The sequence below is a fragment of the Pantoea sp. 18059 genome, assembly GCF_902706165.1.
In the GTDB taxonomy this organism is placed as follows: Bacteria; Pseudomonadota; Gammaproteobacteria; order Enterobacterales; family Enterobacteriaceae; genus Pantoea; species Pantoea agglomerans.
On record NZ_CACSJS010000004.1, the window covers coordinates 389,545 to 405,749 of the forward strand.

Below are 16,205 nucleotides of genomic sequence, written 5' to 3' on the forward strand. Positions count from 1 at the left end.
CCTTTCACTCTCGGATAAATTCGAACGGGCAGCATAGCAGCGCAGGCCGCTGGCGTAAAATGCCCTGCATCGCAGATGACTTTTGCCGGGGAAAGAGAAACAATAGAGCCGTCAATTTTATCAATGCTGGCAGGCACTTCGCGCCGGTATTGCCCATACTATAACTATCGGGGGGGATCACCCCCTCTGTAGCACACGAATAAGAGAGCAAACATGGGCCAGATAGCCCCACGACGCCGCAGGATGCGTGCAAAACATCTTGTATCCCGGCTGCAGACCTGGCTGGCCGCACGCAGGCTAAAGCAGCCTGCCGGAGAGGAGGAACCCCGAATGGCTTCAGACACGTCATCCCGCCTGCCGACATGGCTTCAGCGTATCTGGCATTTTACCGACCACATTCGCTGGATGGACCCGCTGCCTGCGCCGCACCGCCGTGGCATTGTGGCCGCACTGCTGGTGATGCTGGTGGCGTTTCTCTGGCCCGCCAGCACGCTGCGCTATCCGGTCGAGCAGCCGGTCGCACCCCAGACGGAGAAAGAGGTGCCGATGCAGGCGGATATTTATGAGAACAACAGTAGCCGCCAGCCGTCATCCCCACCGTCTCAGCAGACGCCAAAAGCCGATTCTCAGGGCGAGTGGCGCAATCTGACCATCGCTTCCGGTCAGACGCTGGCGCAGCTGTTTCGTGATAATAGTCTGCCGGTCAATGATGTGTTTGCGATGGCGCGGGTGGAAGGCAGCGATCAGCCACTCAGCTCACTGAAAAGTGGTCAGCAGGTGAAAATCCGTCAGGATGCGCAGGGGGCTGTAACAGGTCTGACGGTGGAGGGCGCAAACGGTCCGGTGCTGTTTACACGTCAGCCAGACGGCAGCTTTATTCGCGCGCAGTAACGCGAACAGCGGCGATTGAAAGGCACAAAAACAAAAACGCCGGCACAGGGCCGGCGTTTGTGTCGTGCTCAGTTAATAAAGATTAACCAGCAACTACTTTCACGTTCAGTTTCGCGAATACTTCGCTGTGAACCTGGAAGCTTACTTCATGCTCACCGGTAGTGCGCAGAACGCCGTTCGGCAGACGAACTTCGCTCTTAGCCACTTCAACGCCAGCTGCAGTCACTGCATCAGCGATGTCGCGGGCACCGATTGAACCGAACAGTTTACCTTCATCGCCCGCTTTAGACGTGATGGTTACAGTGCCCAGTTCATTGATTTTCTCAGCGCGTGCAGTTGCTGCAGACTGAACGTCAGCCAGTTTGGCTTCCAGTTCAGCACGGCGTGCTTCGAAGAACTCAACGTTTTTCTTGGTAGCAGGAACAGCTTTGCCCTGTGGTACCAGGAAGTTACGAGCGTAGCCCGCTTTAACGTTAACCTGATCACCCAGGGTGCCAAGGTTTGCTACTTTATCAAGCAGAATAACTTGCATTACCTTATCCTCTTAAAGTCGTTAATGGACAGTTGCCGATTACTGATGACGATCAGTGTACGGCAGCAGAGACAGGTAACGCGCACGCTTGATGCAGCGAGCCAACTGACGCTGGTATTTTGCACGAGTACCGGTGATACGGCTCGGGACAATTTTACCGCTTTCGGTAATGTAGTTTTTCAACGTTGCGATGTCTTTGTAATCGATCTCAACAACGCCTTCCGCGGTGAAACGGCAGAACTTGCGACGACGGAAATAACGTGCCATTAGGCTAGTCTCCAGAATCTATCAATTCAATCTGCTCGGCATGGAACACCACTTTGCTCTGGCCATTTCGTGCCTGATGGCAACTAATGAAACCGTCGAGTGTGAGTTGCGTGCCGACCGTTATATGTTGAGTAATCACCTGATGGGCGCTGCCGCTGATAATAACCGGCATACGACACCAGGCTTGCCGGTGAAACCCGGCCTCCTCCTGCACTGAGCGGTGCTCAAGCACGAACTGACAGTGAGGAATTCCTGACGGGCTAACTCTTCGAACCGGCGTCTTGCACACAGTGCCAGACAGGCGAAGTCGATTAACCGTCACGATGGATTACTCTTCAGAATCCCCAGCATCTGACTCATCAGCGGATTCGTTAGCAAAATCTTCGCGACGATCACGACGCTCATCTTTCGCTTTAACCATCGGCGATGCTTCAGTTACCGCGTTTTTAACGCGCATAACCATGCTACGGATAACGGCGTCGTTGAAGCGGAAGTTCGTTTCCAGCTCATCGATCGCTTCCTGCGGCGCTTCAACGTTCATCAGAACGTAATGCGCTTTGTGCAGTTTATTGATCGGGTAAGCCAGCTGACGGCGGCCCCAGTCTTCCAGACGGTGAATCGTGCCTTCTGCACCAGTGATAGCACCAGTGTAACGCTCGATCATGCCAGGAACCTGTTCGCTCTGGTCAGGATGAACCATAAATACGATTTCGTAATGACGCATCGAAATTGCTCCTTACGGATTATTCAGCCTCCTGTCGGGGTCAACCGCGGCCCATGGAAGCAAGGAACGTTATAGGCTGTGTCCCACAAAGGTTCGTTGTGACGAGCGTTTGTGGGACACAGCCTGAGAATGCGGCTGAAAAATTGACGCGTAATCATACTGGCGGCGACGGCTAAACTCAAGCGCACATTTCAACAAATGCCATCCGGCGTGCCATATACGGTAGCTTTTCGTGCTAATCATGTGAATACAGCGCGTTAAGCGGGAAAGGTTCAAAAAAGCTGATAAAGAGCTTCAGGCGGACGATCTGGCGATAATGTGCACAGTCGCTAAACTTAATGCAGACGTTACGGTTTGGCTTATCGGCGTCTAACAGAGTGTGTTCCCTGAAGTGAGGAGTCGGGCATGAAAACGTTCGTCATCGCCACTTTACTGGGTCTCTTCCTGTCTCCACCCGCTCTTGCCAGCAATGCTGACTGTGCGCAGCAGATAAGAAGTCACAGCAGCGAAGCGGCATCGGGTTATATCTACGTTAATCGGCTGGATGCGCCACAAAAGAACCCGGTCAACGCGCCTGCCAGAGCAGCAGAAAAATCGTCTGCGCACTGGTAAGGCCGGTAAGTTTACGGGCGGCAGATCCACTCTCCGCCCGTTCATTTTTTATAGCTGCTGTTTAAAAAAGCTGACCAGCGCCGTCAATGCTGATGGCGTGATCTTATGTCCAATCTGTTTTTCCGACAGCGAAGTCAGAAGCTGCGCCAGCCCGTTTTCCCGCAGCGCCCTCTCCAGCCGGACGCTCTCCGCCCAGGGCACCACCTCATCCGCCTCACCATGCCACAACAGCAGCGGACGGTTTGCCAGGGCCTCCAGCCGGTTGCAGGGATCGTAGTCGGCCAGCGGTGCCATGCGGGCAGCAAACTGCGCTTGCTGCTCAGGCGTGTCGGCCACCAGCGGCGGAAAGAGCGACTGACTGAGCTGCATAAAATAGCCCGATCCCATCAGGCAGGCGACGCTCTGAATCTGCGGATAACGTGCCATCGCGCCCAGCGCCGTCATGCCGCCCATCGACGCGCCCGCCACCGCAAAACGCTCGCTGGCGATCAGATCGTCAGCGCGCAGCGCCGATTCCAGCTGCGGCAGCTCATCAATGTTCTGTTTCAGAATCTCCCAGAAGCGACCAAGGCGTGCATCGGCATCGCCGTGATAGCGCGCGCCGTGCAGATCCGCATCCGGCATCACCGCCCGGAACCCCGCCTGAGCCAGCGCGACAGCGAAGTAGGCGTAGACCTCTTTTGAAGAGGTAAAGCCGTGATAAAACAGCACGGTAGGCAGTGGCTGATGCCGTTGTCCGGCAGGCGTGGCGTGCAGGCATTCGATACCGGCCAGCGTTTCTGTGGTGAGTTCAATCATGGTCTCTCCTGAGAAGGGGCAAGGCGTGCCGATTGAGTGTACGTCTGCGGGTTAATTTACGAAATCCCCTGCTGCGTTTAGTCGCCAGATTTCGGCCTAAACTTTTCCCGCGCTTTGCCGTTGATGTTGTGTCCCCCTAACTTGATCAAAGGTAATTTATGAAGCGTCTCTCTCTCAGCGGCCTGAGTCTTGGAGTTAAGCTGTCTGTACTGACGTCTCTCAGCGTAGCTTTATTGTTGCTGGTTCTGACGCTAACCCAGAGCCACACCGCTTCGCGGCAGCTGGAAAATCTCGCCATCGATGACATGCAAAACCAGGTGCAGGGCATCAGTGAAATGGCCACCATGTTCAACGCCACCCTCACCGAAGAGGTGGCTCACTACACCAGTCTGTTTACAAGTTTCCTGCCTAAGCGTTTTAGCCTGGATGAAGGCTCCCGGGTGCAGGTCGGTGCCTTCTCGACGCCGGTGCTGCGCGCCGGGTTAAAAACGCTGAACCTCGACCAGACCGCGGTAGATGATTTCACCGAACGCACCGCCGCCGTGGCGACCATTTTTGTGCGTGACGGCGATGATTTTATCCGTATTTCCACCTCGCTGAAAAAGCAGGATGGCAGTCGCGCAATCGGTACGCAGCTTGACCGCAACGGCGCCGCCTGGAAAAGCGTCAGTCAGGGCGACGTCTATCAGGGGCTGGCGACGCTGTTCGGCCATCGCTACATCACACAATATCAGCCGGTAAAAGATGAGAGTGGCAAGGTTGTCGCCATCCTGTTTGTCGGCGTTGGCATTGATAAGCAGTATGCGCTGATGCGTGAAAAAATCCTGGCACGCAAGCTGGGTGATAGTGGTCATTTCTTTGTGCTCAACGGCACCCCCGGTAAGACGCAGGGAGAGTATCTGTTCGATCAGCACGACGAAGGAAAACGACCCGCTTGGGATGACGCGACACTCCAGCCGCTGCTGACTCAGCCGCAGGGCATGCTGCAGGCAGAGATCAACGGCGAGCACCAGATTCTGGCCTGGCAGCAGCTGCCGGGCTGGAACTGGGTGATCGCCGGCGAAGTTAACCGTGAAAGCCTGCTCGCCCCGATTACGCATAGCCGTAACCTGTTCCTGATAACCGGACTGATTCTGGTGGTGGTCTTTGCGCTGGGGTTTGTCTGGTACAGCCGTCGGGCGATTACCCGTCCGCTGCAGCAGGTGATCCATCTGGCGGAGCAGTATGCTGCCGGGAATCTGCAGGTCCATATGGATACCCAGCGTCGCGATGAAGTGGGCCAGTTGATCGTTGCGATCAACGGCATTGGCGATGGTCTGGAGAAAATCGTCAGCCAGGTGCGCGGCGCGGCGCAGGAGATCAGCGACGGCACAGACACCATCGCGGCCAGCAGTCATAACATCAGCGAGCAGATCGGGCGTCAGGCCAGCAGCGTGGAGCAGACCTCCGCCAGCATGGAGCAGTTTGGCGCGACGGTTGAACACACCGCAGACAGCCTGCGTCAGGCGATGTCACTGGTGGCCGAAGCCAGCGATATCGTCAGTCACGGTAGCCAGACGGTGGTGCGCTCGGTCAACACCATGTCGGCGATTAAGGTTTCATCACAAAGCATTGCTGATATCACCCACGTGATTGAGTCGATCGCCTTCCAGACCAATATCCTGGCGCTGAATGCCGCCGTTGAAGCGGCACGTGCCGGGGAACAGGGCCGTGGCTTTGCCGTGGTGGCCGCAGAAGTACGTGCGCTGGCACAGCGTTCTGCGCAGGCCGCTAAAGAGATTGATGGACTGATTGCGACTTCCATCAGCAACGTGGCGGAGGGCCATCAGTTATCTGAGCAGACGCGCGATGCGATGAGCGACATTGTGACCCACATCGAGCAGGTGCAGGCGCTGATGGGCGAGATCAACGTGGCGGCGCAGCAGCAGGCGGCAGGCATCGGCCAGGTTAATCTGGCGATGAACCAGATCAGCCAGGCGACTCACCAGAACAGCGAACTGGTGACACAGGCGGAAAACAGCGCGCAGAACCTGAGTGATAAAGGGCACCACCTGACCCAGCTGGTCAGCGTATTCAGCCTTAAATCCTGACGTCATTCAGGGCGATGGCATACACTTAATGCTTCGTCCTGAAAGAGGGTTTTGCTATGCGTTTCGCTTGTTTACTGGTGATAAGCCTGCTGCTGGCAGGCTGTTCCGCGCTTGAGACCACGCCAAAAGCACCGCCCGCGCCGACGCAACAGGCGCAGGAGATTTCACGGGCGCAGAGTGGCGGTTTGCCAAAGCTGGGCAATATTACCGTTAACGTGCGCGGCTCACCGGATGATGCCGGGCGGGCCGTGGCCACCCGGGCTAACCAGGCCGGTGCGGCTTACTATCAGATCGTGGCGCTGAGTGAAACGGTAATGCCCGGTCTCTGGTACGCCAGCGCGATTCTTTACGGCGCATCACCTGCCACAGCCACGGGCCAGTAAACGGTCTGTGATTGCTGTCTCAAGGGGGCGGGAGCCACGCCGATCGAGCCACTGCTGGCACCATGCATCCGCCAGCGGCGGTTCGCCATATTTCAGTAGCTGAGCGCCGGTCGCAAGCTGCAGCAGCGTGCGGGTCACCTCGCGCGCCTGCTCTTCGGGGACTTTGCTCATTCGCAGCCGTAACTGACGCCAGCGCGCATCGAAATGACGATTACTCCCTTTCACCGCTTCAAATTCCTGACTCAGCATCTCCGAAACCTCTGCCTGACGGGTGAGCACGCGCAGTACGTCAAGACACATCACGTTGCCCGACCCTTCCCAGATGCTGTTGACCGGTATGTCACGATAGAGGCGCGGCAGCTCGCTCGCTTCGCAGTAGCCGATGCCCCCCAGCACTTCCATCGACTCCGCGACGAACGGGGCTCCCGCTTTGCAGATCTGATATTTTGCAGCCGGAGTGAATAAGCGGGCAAACGTGACCTCATGCGGTTTTGCCGGTTGTGACCAGGCGCGCGCCAGCCGCATCAGCAGCGCGGTTTGTCCCTCCAGCTGCAGCGCCTGCTGTGCCAGAACCTGACGCATCAGCGGTTGATCCACCAGGTTTTTCCCCATCACCTGGCGCTGATGTGCATGCCAGAGTGCCACCGAGAATGCACGCCGCATCTGACCATGACTGCCGAGTGCGCAGTCGAAGCGCGTCATACCGCCCATTTTAAGGATGAGCCGCACGCCTTCGCCCTCTTCTCCCAGCAGCCAGCCGGTCGCATCGCGAAACTCCACCTCACAACTGGCATTTGAGCGATTACCCAGCTTATCTTTAAGCTGCTCAAGCTGGATGGCGTTGCGTGACCCGTCAGGCAACAGGCGCGGCAGGAAGAAGCAGCTTAATCCGGCGGGCGTCTGCGCCAGCACCAGATGTGCATCGCTCTGCGGCACCGAGAAGAACCATTTGTGGCCGGTCAGCCGGTAGGCTTCACCCGGGCCGCGCGCCCCCAGCGGCTCGGCCCGGGTGGTGCTGGTGAGCAGATCGCTGCCGCCCTGTTTTTCCGTCATGCCCATACCGATCAGCAGACCCCGTTTCTGGTCGCCGGGCTGCGCATGGGTATCGTAACGATCGCTGAGCAGCGGATCGAGCCAGCCTTCGAACGCGGCAGGCAGATAAGTCTGCAACAGTGGAATGGCCGCGTGCGTCATGGTCACCGGGCAAAGCGTGCCCGCTTCAACCTGTGCATGCAGAATAAAGCGCGCAGCCCGCGCCACGCTGGCCTGTTCACGTACTGTGGGATGCCAGCTGAGATTATGCAGGCGGCTGGCGCAGACACCCTGCATCAGCAGGTGCCAGGCGGGGTGAAAACGAACTTCATCCATCCGTACGCCACGGGCGTCGTAGCGCAGCAGTTCAGGTGGCTCCGCGTTGGCGAGCCGGCCCAGCTCCAGCGACTCGGCGCTGCCCAGCTGTCGGCCTACCGAAGCCAGCCATTCCCGGTCCCATCCGGCGCCTTCGCGTGACAGTGCCTCGCCGAGTGGCGTATCAGACAGGAACAGGTTGCTGTTGCTCAGAGGATGGGGCTGATTAAAAACGGTGTGTGTTGTCCAGGTCATAACCACTCCTCGCGGATGTCACTCAGTAAGTATACCCGTCGTCTTTCAAGCTGCATTTTTGTTGGCTGCGTTCACTCACCCGAATCACTTACTCATGTAAGCTCATCGGGATTCGTTCTCTTGCCGCCTCAATGCAACCCGAAATCCTTTGGGTATATACGAATGACGCGCAGTTATGCCTGGTACAGGAACTAATTTGTGGCGAGGATCACATCGGGGATCAGGCGTTGCGCTGACGCACCGCTTCAAACAGGCAGACACCCGTAGCAACCGAGACATTCAGCGAAGAGACGCTGCCCGCCATCGGAATGCTGATCAGCTCATCGCAATGCTCACGGGTCAGACGACGCATGCCTTCCCCTTCCGCGCCCATCACCAGCGCCATCGGACCGGTCATTTTGCTCTGGAAGACGGTATGGTCAGCTTCACCTGCGGTACCGACAACCCAGATGTTGTACTCCTGCAGCAGACGCAGGGTACGTGCCAGGTTGGTGACGCGGATCAACGGCACATTTTCTGCCGCGCCGCTGGCCACTTTTTTGGCCGTTGCATTCAGGGGAGCAGAGCGATCTTTCGGCACGATAATCGCGTGAACACCGGCCGCATCGGCACTGCGCAGGCAGGCACCCAGATTGTGCGGATCGGTGACCCCGTCCAGCACCAGCAGGAAGGGTTTCTCCAGGCTCTGCAGCAGATCCGGCAGGTCGCCTTCCTGATACTGACGACCCGGTTTTACCCGCGCCACAATACCCTGATGTACACCGCCTTCAACCTGGCTGTCGAGCCACTTGCGCTCGGCCAGCTGAATCACGACCCCCTGAGCTTCCAGCGCGGCGACCACGGGTTGCAGGCGACGATCGTCGCGGCCTTTGAGGATAAAGACTTCCTGGAAACGTTGTGGATCACGTTCCAGCAGCGCCTGCACGGCATGGATACCAAAAATAATTTCGCTCATCGATCTGCTCAGTGTTTGGAAATGAATGAATGACCGCCCTTTCTCAGTGAGAAAGGGCGGGTGCGCGCATCAGTCAGGCTGCGCCTTTTTTCTGGCGCGCTTCGCCCGGGTGGCGGCGGCGATTTTACGGGTTTTTTCCGAGACGTTTTTACTTTTATTCTCGGTATTTGCAGCGGCGGGCTTACTCTTGTCGCCCCGGAAAGCGGCGTCCGGCTCGAAGTTGGACTTCTTGCTCGCATCACGACGGCGTTTCGCTGGCGCTTTGTCGTCACGCTTCGCCCGGTCGCGTGCGGTTTTGCCTTCACCACGTACCTGACGCTGGCTGGAGATCAGGGCAAAGTCGATTTTACGCTCATCCATATGGACGGCTTCAACACGCACTTCAACCGTGTCACCCAGACGATAGGTGCGACCGCCCGATTCACCGATCAGACGCTGACCTACCGGGTCAAAACGGTAGTAATCGTTGTCGAGCGTCGAAACGTGGACCAGACCATCAATGAACAGATCGCTTAAGCGTACAAAGAAGCCAAATCCGGTCACGCTGGAAATGACGCCGTTGAAGACGTTGCCAACCTGATCCTGCATGAAGTCACACTTGAGCCAGTCCGCGACGTCACGGGTCGCTTCATCGGCGCGGCGTTCGGTCAGGGAACAGTGCAGGCCCAGTTGCAGCATCTGCGGCATGTCGTAGTGATAGCCGCCGGTTGCTGTCGTCATATCTTTGGCGACGCTGCGATCTCTCGGCATCAGGTATTTAATGGCGCGCTGTACCAGGCCTTTACCTTCGTCCTGCTCTTTTGCCAGCAGATATTTGATGGCGCGATGCAGCGTCAGATCCGGATAACGACGGATTGGCGAGGTAAAGTGCGCATACGACGAGAGCGCCAGACCAAAGTGACCGCGGTTTTCCGGATCGTAAACGGCCTGCTTCATTGAACGCAGCAGCATGGTTTGCAGCATTTCCGCATCAGGACGATCGGCAACCTGCTTCAGCAGCGCCGCATAGTCGATTGGCTGTGGTTTATTACCACCAGGCAGACTCAGTCCCAGCTCGTTGAGCACGGTACGGAAGCTCTTGATGCTTTCGTCGGTCGGGCGATCGTGATCGCGGAACAGCGCCGGTTCCTGATTTTTCTCAACGAAGCGTGCCGAGGCGATGTTCGCCAGGATCATGCACTCTTCGATCAACTTATGGGCGTCATTACGTGACACGCGCTCAACACGCTCAATACGGCGCTCGGCGTTGAAGATAAACTTCGCCTCTTCCGTTTCAAACGAGATACCGCCGCGCTCTTCACGAGCGGCTTCCAGCGCATGATAGAGGTTGTTCAGCTCTTCAAGGTCTTTAACCAGTGGCGCATACTGCTGGCGCAGCTCTTTGTCGCCCTGCAGAATGTTCCAGACTTTGTTGTAGGTCAGACGCGCATGGGAGTTCATCACCGCTTCGTAGTGCTTGAAGCCGGTCAGTTTACCTTTGGTCGAGATGGTCATCTCGCACACCATACAGAGGCGATCGACCTGCGGGTTAAGCGAACATAAGCCATTCGACAGCACTTCCGGCAGCATCGGCACAACCTGCGACGGGAAGTAGACCGAGGTTCCGCGCTGATGCGCTTCGTCATCCAGTGGGGTGCCAGGACGGACGTAATAGCTGACATCCGCGATAGCTACCCACAGACGCCATCCGCCACCACGCTTCTTCTCACAGTAAACAGCATCATCAAAGTCACGGGCATCTTCACCATCGATGGTGACCAGCGGCAGCTTACGCAGATCGACGCGGCCTTTTTTGGCCTCTTCCGGGACTTCTTCTTTCAGTTTGCTGACCTGAGCTTCCACTTCCGGCGGCCAGGTGTGCGGGATTTCATGCGTACGCAGCGCCATATCCACGGCCAGGCTGGTACCCATATCATCGCCCAGAATCTCGGCGATTTTACCGATCGCTTTGCTGCGACGGTTCGGACGCTGGACCAGCTCAACCACCACCACGGAACCCATGCGGGCATTCATCGTCTCTTCAGGCGGGATGAGGATGTCAAAACTCAGGCGACTGTCGTCCGGTACCACGAAGCCGGCACCGGCATCGGTAAAGTAACGGCCAACGATCTGATTGTTGCGGGGTTCCTGCACCCGGACCACGCGCGCTTCGCGGCGGCCTTTGCGATCGGCACCCAGCGGCTGCGCCAGGATCACGTCACCGTGCATACAGAATTTCATCTGTTCTGCGGAAAGGTAGAGGTCATCTTTCTGACCTTCTGCCCGCAGGAAGCCGTAGCCATCACGGTGGCCAATGACTTTACCGCGCAGGAGATCAAGACGTTCTGGCAGGGCATAACACTGACGGCGGGTGAACACCAGCTGACCATCACGCTCCATGGCGCGAAGGCGGCGACGTAGCGCCTCAAGGTGTTCTTCTTCCTGCAGATTCATCTCTTCAGCCAGCTCTTCGCGGCTGGCCGGTTTTTCACGTTTTTCTAACAGAGCCAGAATAAATTCACGGCTCGGAATAGGGTTTTCGTATTTTTCAGCTTCTCTATCCTGAAAAGGATCTTTTGACATAGCGGTTCCTCCGATGTCATTTAATATTTATTTCCACCGGCGATCTGGACAAGATGATCTCATAAAGTGGTGTATTTCCTTCGACCAGATCTGCCAACGTATAGCTATCCAGCTCCTGCAAAAATCGCTGCACCGCATCATGTAACGCCTGCTTCAGACGACAGGCTGGCGTGATGGAACAGGACGCGCAATCCACTAATTGTAGTGGTTCCATCTTACGTACCACATCGCCAATGACAATCTGACGAGCTGGCATACCCAGACGAATGCCCCCGTTTTTACCACGCGTTGCGGCGACATAGCCCGCCCGGCTCAGCTGATTGATAATTTTGACCATATGATTACGGGACAAACCATAAGTGTTCGTCACTTCCGTAATATTGGTCTGCTGACCTTCCGGCAACGATGCCAGATAAATCAGTGCCCGTAAGCCATAATCAGTAAAACTCGTGAGCTGCACAGTAACCTCAGTGAACCTTCAGGCGCGGCATGACCTTATTCGCCCTGTGATTGATGCCAGGATTAAATCGGATCGCCATTCGATTAGCTACGATGATAAACCAGAGTCTGTCTGGCCGTGCGCTTTTTTAAGCCAGCAGAAGGTTTGACAAGCGAAGGGAGGTTAAGTGGCATCAAAGAATGGAAAAACAAGGGCCGGACAGCGTCCGGCCTGAATGATTACGCGTCGAACGGGTCGCGCAGAATCATTGTTTCACTACGATCAGGGCCGGTTGAGATGATATCAATCGGCACACCCGTTACCTCTTCCACACGCTTGATGTAGTCACGCGCGGCCTGAGGCAAACCTTCCAGCGTCTTGACGCCAAACGTTGTCTCGCTCCAGCCTGGCAGGGTTTCGTAGATCGGCTCAATGCCTTCCCAGTTCTCTGCCGCCAGTGGCGTGGTGGTCACTTCGCGGCCATCAGGCATACGATAAGCCACACAGATCTTCACCTCTTTCAGGCCATCCAGCACGTCCAGCTTGGTCATGCAGAAACCTGACAGGGAGTTGATCTGAACTGCGCGGCGAACCGCTACCGCATCCAGCCAGCCGGTACGACGACGACGACCGGTGGTCGCACCAAACTCATTACCCTGCGCACAGAGGAATTCGCCGGTTTCATCGAACAGCTCGGTCGGGAACGGGCCTGCGCCAACGCGGGTTGAGTAAGCTTTCACAATACCCAGCACGTAGTCGACATAGCGCGGGCCAATGCCTGAACCGGTCGCTACGCCACCTGCGGTGGTGTTGGATGAGGTCACGTACGGATAGGTACCGTGATCGATATCCAGCAGCGTACCCTGCGCACCTTCAAACATAATCAGATCGCCACGCTTACGCGCGACGTCCAGCAGTTCAGAGACGTCAACGACCATGCCAGTGATGATGTCAGCGACTTCCATCACATCACTCAGCACTTTATCGAAGTCGACTGCCGGCTCTTTGTAGTACTCCACCAGCTGGAAGTTGTAGAAATCGACCACTTCTTTCAGCTTGGCAGCAAAGGTTTCTTTGTTAAACAGGTCGCTGACGCGCAGGGCACGGCGAGCGACTTTATCTTCATAAGCCGGTCCGATGCCACGCCCCGTGGTACCAATCGCTTTGGCGCCACGAGCACGTTCACGCGCCATATCCATCGCAACATGATATTGCAGGATCAGCGGACAGGCTTCAGAAATCAGCAGACGTTCACGTACCGGAATCCCGCGCGCTTCCAGGCCTTTCATCTCTTTCATTAAGGCTTCAGGAGAGAGCACTACGCCGTTACCAATGATGCTGGTGACGTTATCGCGCAGAATGCCAGAAGGGATCAGGTGGAGGACGGTTTTTTCACCGTTGATGACAAGCGTGTGGCCCGCATTGTGGCCGCCTTGATAACGCACAACGTAATTCGCGCGCTCAGTCAGAAGGTCTACAATCTTACCTTTACCTTCGTCACCCCATTGGGTGCCCAGTACGACGACGTTCTTACCCATTTCTCAAAATCACCGATTGCTTAAAAAAGGATTCTACCATCTGATCCCGTGGTTTTCAGCACTTTTAGCATACGATTGCGCGCTTTTTTGCCTGAGTTTTGATCACTACAACATGTTGGGGATAATAGCGTTGAAAGGCACAATTTAGCCGGTCTGAACGTCAGCCTCAGAGGTTGCCGTGCAGGCTGAGCATGCAGTAAATCACCATGCCAGCAACGACCAGTCCTCCACCAAAGCGGTGCAGCAGACGATCGGGCAACCGCGTCATCGTCAGGATCATGCGTCGCCAGGCGCGCGGCATAAACATCGGTCCCAACCCTTCCAGCACTAACACCAGCGCCAGCGCCATCCAGATGCTTGTTTTCATTCTGATACCCAAAAAAAAGGGCCGACAACATTGTCGGCCCACAGGTTATATCAGTTCTTAGCGTGTCGCGTTAGAGGGCGCCTTCATATATCGGAAGAAGTCGCTATCCGGGCTTAACACCATCACATCCTGATCGCTATTGAAGCTGTTTTCATAGGCACGCAGGCTACGAATAAAGGCGTAGAAGTCAGGATCTTTGCTGAACGAATCGGCAAACAACCGCGCCGTTTCCGCATCACCGTCACCGCGTGTAATCAGTGCTTCGCGCTGGGCTTCAGCCAGAGTACGGGTGACCTGGTAATCGGCCTGGGCGCGCAGTTTTTCCGCCTCTTCCTGACCCTGTGAACGCTGGCTACGCGCTACCGCTTCACGCTCAGCACGCATACGGTTAAAGATCGCATCAGACACTTCGGTCGGCAGGTTGATCTGCTTGATACGCACATCTACCACCTGAATACCTAACGCCGCCATACTGTTCGGGTTCGGAGCCGGTTCGCTGCTGTTGGTTTCACGCTCGACACGGGCCGCTGCACTGGCAATCGCGTCATCAGCCGCAGGGGTTGCGATTTCATCATCGTTGCCTGCAGAGCCGGTATTCAGCGCGTCACGCACATCGGTAGTCAGACGACCACGGGAGTCCGTTACGATATCTTTCACATCCAGACGACCCATCTCAGAACGCAAGCGGTCACTGAACTTACGTTTCAGCAGCACTTCCGCCTGAGAGACATCACCGCCACCAGTGGCCAGGTAGTAGCGACTGAAGTCGCTGATACGCCACTTGATGTAGGAGTCTACGATCAGATCTTTCTTCTCTTTGGTGACGAAGCGATCGGCCTGGTTATCCATGGTCTGGATACGCGCATCCAGCGTTTTAACCGTTTCCAGGAATGGAATCTTGAAATGCAGACCCGGCTCGAACACCTGCGGCTTGTTTTCGCCGTCGCGCAGGACTTTACCGAAGCGCAGAACAATGCCTCGCTGCCCTTCCTGCACCACAAACAGGGACGCATAGAGCGCCACCAGCACGACAATGATTAAAAATACTATTGGCTTACGCATCGATTACTCTCTCCCTTCGCGCTGGCTGTCGCTGCGCTGAGCATTTGCCCGACGCTGATCCATGATGTTGTCCGGACTGTATGACGACGTGTCATTGCGGCTGGCACTGCTATCGGAGCGCGCAGGCTGCGAAGAACCGTTCGCGCCTTTCTGACCATTCTGGCCCGATGAAGTCTGACCGCCACGCATCAGTTGATCCAGCGGCAGCACCATCAGGTTATTACTCCGATCGTTAACCAGTATTTTGCGGGTATGGCTCAGCACACGTTCCATGGTCTCGATATAGAGACGCTCTTTGGTGATTTCGGGTGCAGCTTTATACTCAGGCAGGATCTTGGCGAAACGCGCCACCTCACCCTGCGCTTCCAGAACGGTACGCTCTTTGTAAGCGCGTGCCTCTTCCAGAATACGTTGCGCCTGGCCGTTAGCACGAGGCTGAACTTCGTTGGCGTAAGCTTCGGCTTCGCGAACGTATTGCTCGCGGTTTTCGCGTGCGGCAATCGCGTCATCAAATGCAGACTTCACCTCTTCCGGCGGACGTGCAGCCTGGAAGTTGACGTCCAGCACCGCGATTCCCATGTTATAAGGGCGAATCGTCTCGTCGATTTCACGCTGGGTATCGCTACGCACCACGGTACGACCTTCGGTCAGGATGCGGTCCATGGTAGAGCGACCAATCACGCCGCGCAGTGCGCTGTCGGTAGCCTGACGCAGGCTGTCGTCCGCGCTGGTCACAGCATAAAGATAACGTTCCGGATCGGTCACGCGGTACTGCACGTTCATCTCCACGCGTACCACGTTCTCATCCGAAGTCAGCATGACGCCAGAAGCAGCCAGTTCGCGCACCGATTCAACGTTAACCGCACGCACCTGATCAACGAATGTCGGCTTCCAGTTCAGGCCGGGTTCGACCAGATGACTGAACTTACCGAAGCGCGTCACCACGCCACGTTCCGCTTCTTTGATGGTGTAGAAACCGCTTGCAGCCCAGATGACTACAGCAGCAACAGCCACGATACCAACAATTTTGCCACCGCTGCCGGAGCCGCGCTGACCGTTGTCGTTCTGTTTGCCACCGCCCAGTCCACCAAGCTTCTTGCTCAGCTTACGGAAGATATCATCCAGATCAGGAGGCCCGGATTCCCGTCCTCCCTTATTCCCCCCAGAGTTGCCGCCTTGATTATTGCTGCTTCCCCACGGGTCGCGGTCCTGTCCGTTATTTCCGGGCTGATTCCACGCCATGTTTCTACTCCATTTATTGTAATTACGATTTTTACCCTTCAGCTTTCGGATTGCAGCGGTGTTGGCTGCCTTCGCTCACCCCGGTCACTTACCTGCGTAAGCTCCCGGGGATTCACTCAGTTGCCGCCTTGCTGAAATCCA

The 16,205-nt window shown here is 56.4% G+C and carries 17 protein-coding genes; 4 read left to right on the plus strand and 13 right to left on the minus strand.

Annotated features, from left to right (window positions below):
• Nucleotides 1–213 precede the first annotated feature (213 nt).
• Nucleotides 214–891: a LysM-like peptidoglycan-binding domain-containing protein gene (locus tag GVJ63_RS13750; RefSeq protein WP_152931566.1), complete on the plus strand. Its 678-nt coding sequence runs from the start codon at nt 214–216 to the stop codon at nt 889–891.
• A gap of 82 nt (nt 892–973) precedes the next feature.
• Here GVJ63_RS13750 and rplI read toward each other — a convergent pair whose 3' ends face one another.
• Genes rplI through rpsF form a run of 4 tightly spaced genes read right to left on the minus strand, consistent with a single transcriptional unit; the run spans nt 974 to nt 2,414 of the window.
• Nucleotides 974–1,423: a 50S ribosomal protein L9 gene (rplI, locus tag GVJ63_RS13755; protein WP_010256429.1), complete on the minus strand. Its 450-nt coding sequence runs from the start codon at nt 1,421–1,423 to the stop codon at nt 974–976.
• 39 nt (nt 1,424–1,462) lie between these two features.
• The gene (rpsR, locus tag GVJ63_RS13760) at nt 1,463–1,690 is read right to left on the minus strand and encodes a 30S ribosomal protein S18 (RefSeq protein WP_002210155.1); all 228 of its coding nucleotides are present in this window, start codon (nt 1,688–1,690) and stop codon (nt 1,463–1,465) included.
• A gap of 4 nt (nt 1,691–1,694) precedes the next feature.
• Entirely contained in the window at nt 1,695–2,012 is a 318-nt protein-coding gene (gene priB, locus GVJ63_RS13765) for a primosomal replication protein N (RefSeq protein ID WP_010256154.1), read from the minus strand.
• A 6-nt stretch (nt 2,013–2,018) separates the two neighbouring features.
• Entirely contained in the window at nt 2,019–2,414 is a 396-nt protein-coding gene (gene rpsF, locus GVJ63_RS13770; RefSeq protein ID WP_003855334.1) for a 30S ribosomal protein S6, read from the minus strand.
• A gap of 405 nt (nt 2,415–2,819) precedes the next feature.
• On the opposite strand from rpsF, the gene GVJ63_RS13775 reads away from it, so the two are divergent.
• Nucleotides 2,820–3,026, plus strand: a complete 207-nt coding sequence (locus tag GVJ63_RS13775; RefSeq protein ID WP_010256150.1) for a hypothetical protein — start codon at nt 2,820–2,822, stop codon at nt 3,024–3,026.
• A 48-nt stretch (nt 3,027–3,074) separates the two neighbouring features.
• Here GVJ63_RS13775 and yjfP read toward each other — a convergent pair whose 3' ends face one another.
• Complete coding sequence (gene yjfP / locus GVJ63_RS13780; protein WP_159227021.1) at nt 3,075–3,824, minus strand: esterase; 750 nt, start codon at nt 3,822–3,824, stop codon at nt 3,075–3,077.
• Between the two features lie 158 nt (nt 3,825–3,982).
• Here yjfP and GVJ63_RS13785 point away from each other — a divergent pair, with 158 nt between their 5' ends.
• Together GVJ63_RS13785 and bsmA are read left to right on the plus strand one after the other, a co-directional pair.
• On the plus strand, nt 3,983–5,914 hold the full coding sequence (locus GVJ63_RS13785) for a methyl-accepting chemotaxis protein (protein WP_033758909.1): 1,932 nt from the start codon (nt 3,983–3,985) through the stop codon (nt 5,912–5,914).
• Between the two features lie 56 nt (nt 5,915–5,970).
• Entirely contained in the window at nt 5,971–6,297 is a 327-nt protein-coding gene (bsmA, locus tag GVJ63_RS13790) for a biofilm peroxide resistance protein BsmA (RefSeq protein WP_022623934.1), read from the plus strand.
• Here bsmA and GVJ63_RS13795 read toward each other — a convergent pair.
• The 8 genes from GVJ63_RS13795 to hflK all read right to left on the minus strand — a co-directional run bounded on the left by GVJ63_RS13795 (nt 6,271) and on the right by hflK (nt 16,064).
• Entirely contained in the window at nt 6,271–7,899 is a 1,629-nt protein-coding gene (locus GVJ63_RS13795; RefSeq protein WP_159227022.1) for an isovaleryl-CoA dehydrogenase, read from the minus strand. The genes bsmA and GVJ63_RS13795 overlap by 27 nt on opposite strands.
• A gap of 220 nt (nt 7,900–8,119) precedes the next feature.
• Nucleotides 8,120–8,854, minus strand: coding sequence for a 23S rRNA (guanosine(2251)-2'-O)-methyltransferase RlmB (rlmB, locus tag GVJ63_RS13800; RefSeq protein ID WP_010256134.1), 735 nt, complete (start codon nt 8,852–8,854; stop codon nt 8,120–8,122).
• 69 nt (nt 8,855–8,923) lie between these two features.
• Nucleotides 8,924–11,416, minus strand: coding sequence for a ribonuclease R (gene rnr, locus GVJ63_RS13805; RefSeq protein WP_061902002.1), 2,493 nt, complete (start codon nt 11,414–11,416; stop codon nt 8,924–8,926).
• Between the two features lie 16 nt (nt 11,417–11,432).
• On the minus strand, nt 11,433–11,876 hold the full coding sequence (nsrR, locus tag GVJ63_RS13810) for a nitric oxide-sensing transcriptional repressor NsrR (RefSeq protein WP_010256130.1): 444 nt from the start codon (nt 11,874–11,876) through the stop codon (nt 11,433–11,435).
• A 218-nt stretch (nt 11,877–12,094) separates the two neighbouring features.
• Entirely contained in the window at nt 12,095–13,393 is a 1,299-nt protein-coding gene (locus GVJ63_RS13815) for an adenylosuccinate synthase (RefSeq protein ID WP_010256129.1), read from the minus strand.
• A 166-nt stretch (nt 13,394–13,559) separates the two neighbouring features.
• A complete protein-coding gene (locus GVJ63_RS13820) occupies nt 13,560–13,760 on the minus strand; it encodes a DUF2065 domain-containing protein (RefSeq protein WP_010256126.1) in 201 nt (66 codons plus the stop codon).
• 57 nt (nt 13,761–13,817) lie between these two features.
• Nucleotides 13,818–14,822 carry a protease modulator HflC gene (gene hflC / locus GVJ63_RS13825; protein WP_010256123.1) on the minus strand — a complete coding sequence of 335 codons (1,005 nt, stop codon included), beginning with the start codon at nt 14,820–14,822 and terminating at the stop codon, nt 13,818–13,820.
• 3 nt (nt 14,823–14,825) lie between these two features.
• Nucleotides 14,826–16,064, minus strand: a complete 1,239-nt coding sequence (gene hflK / locus GVJ63_RS13830; RefSeq protein WP_159227023.1) for an FtsH protease activity modulator HflK — start codon at nt 16,062–16,064, stop codon at nt 14,826–14,828.
• Nucleotides 16,065–16,205: the final 141 nt, after the last annotated feature.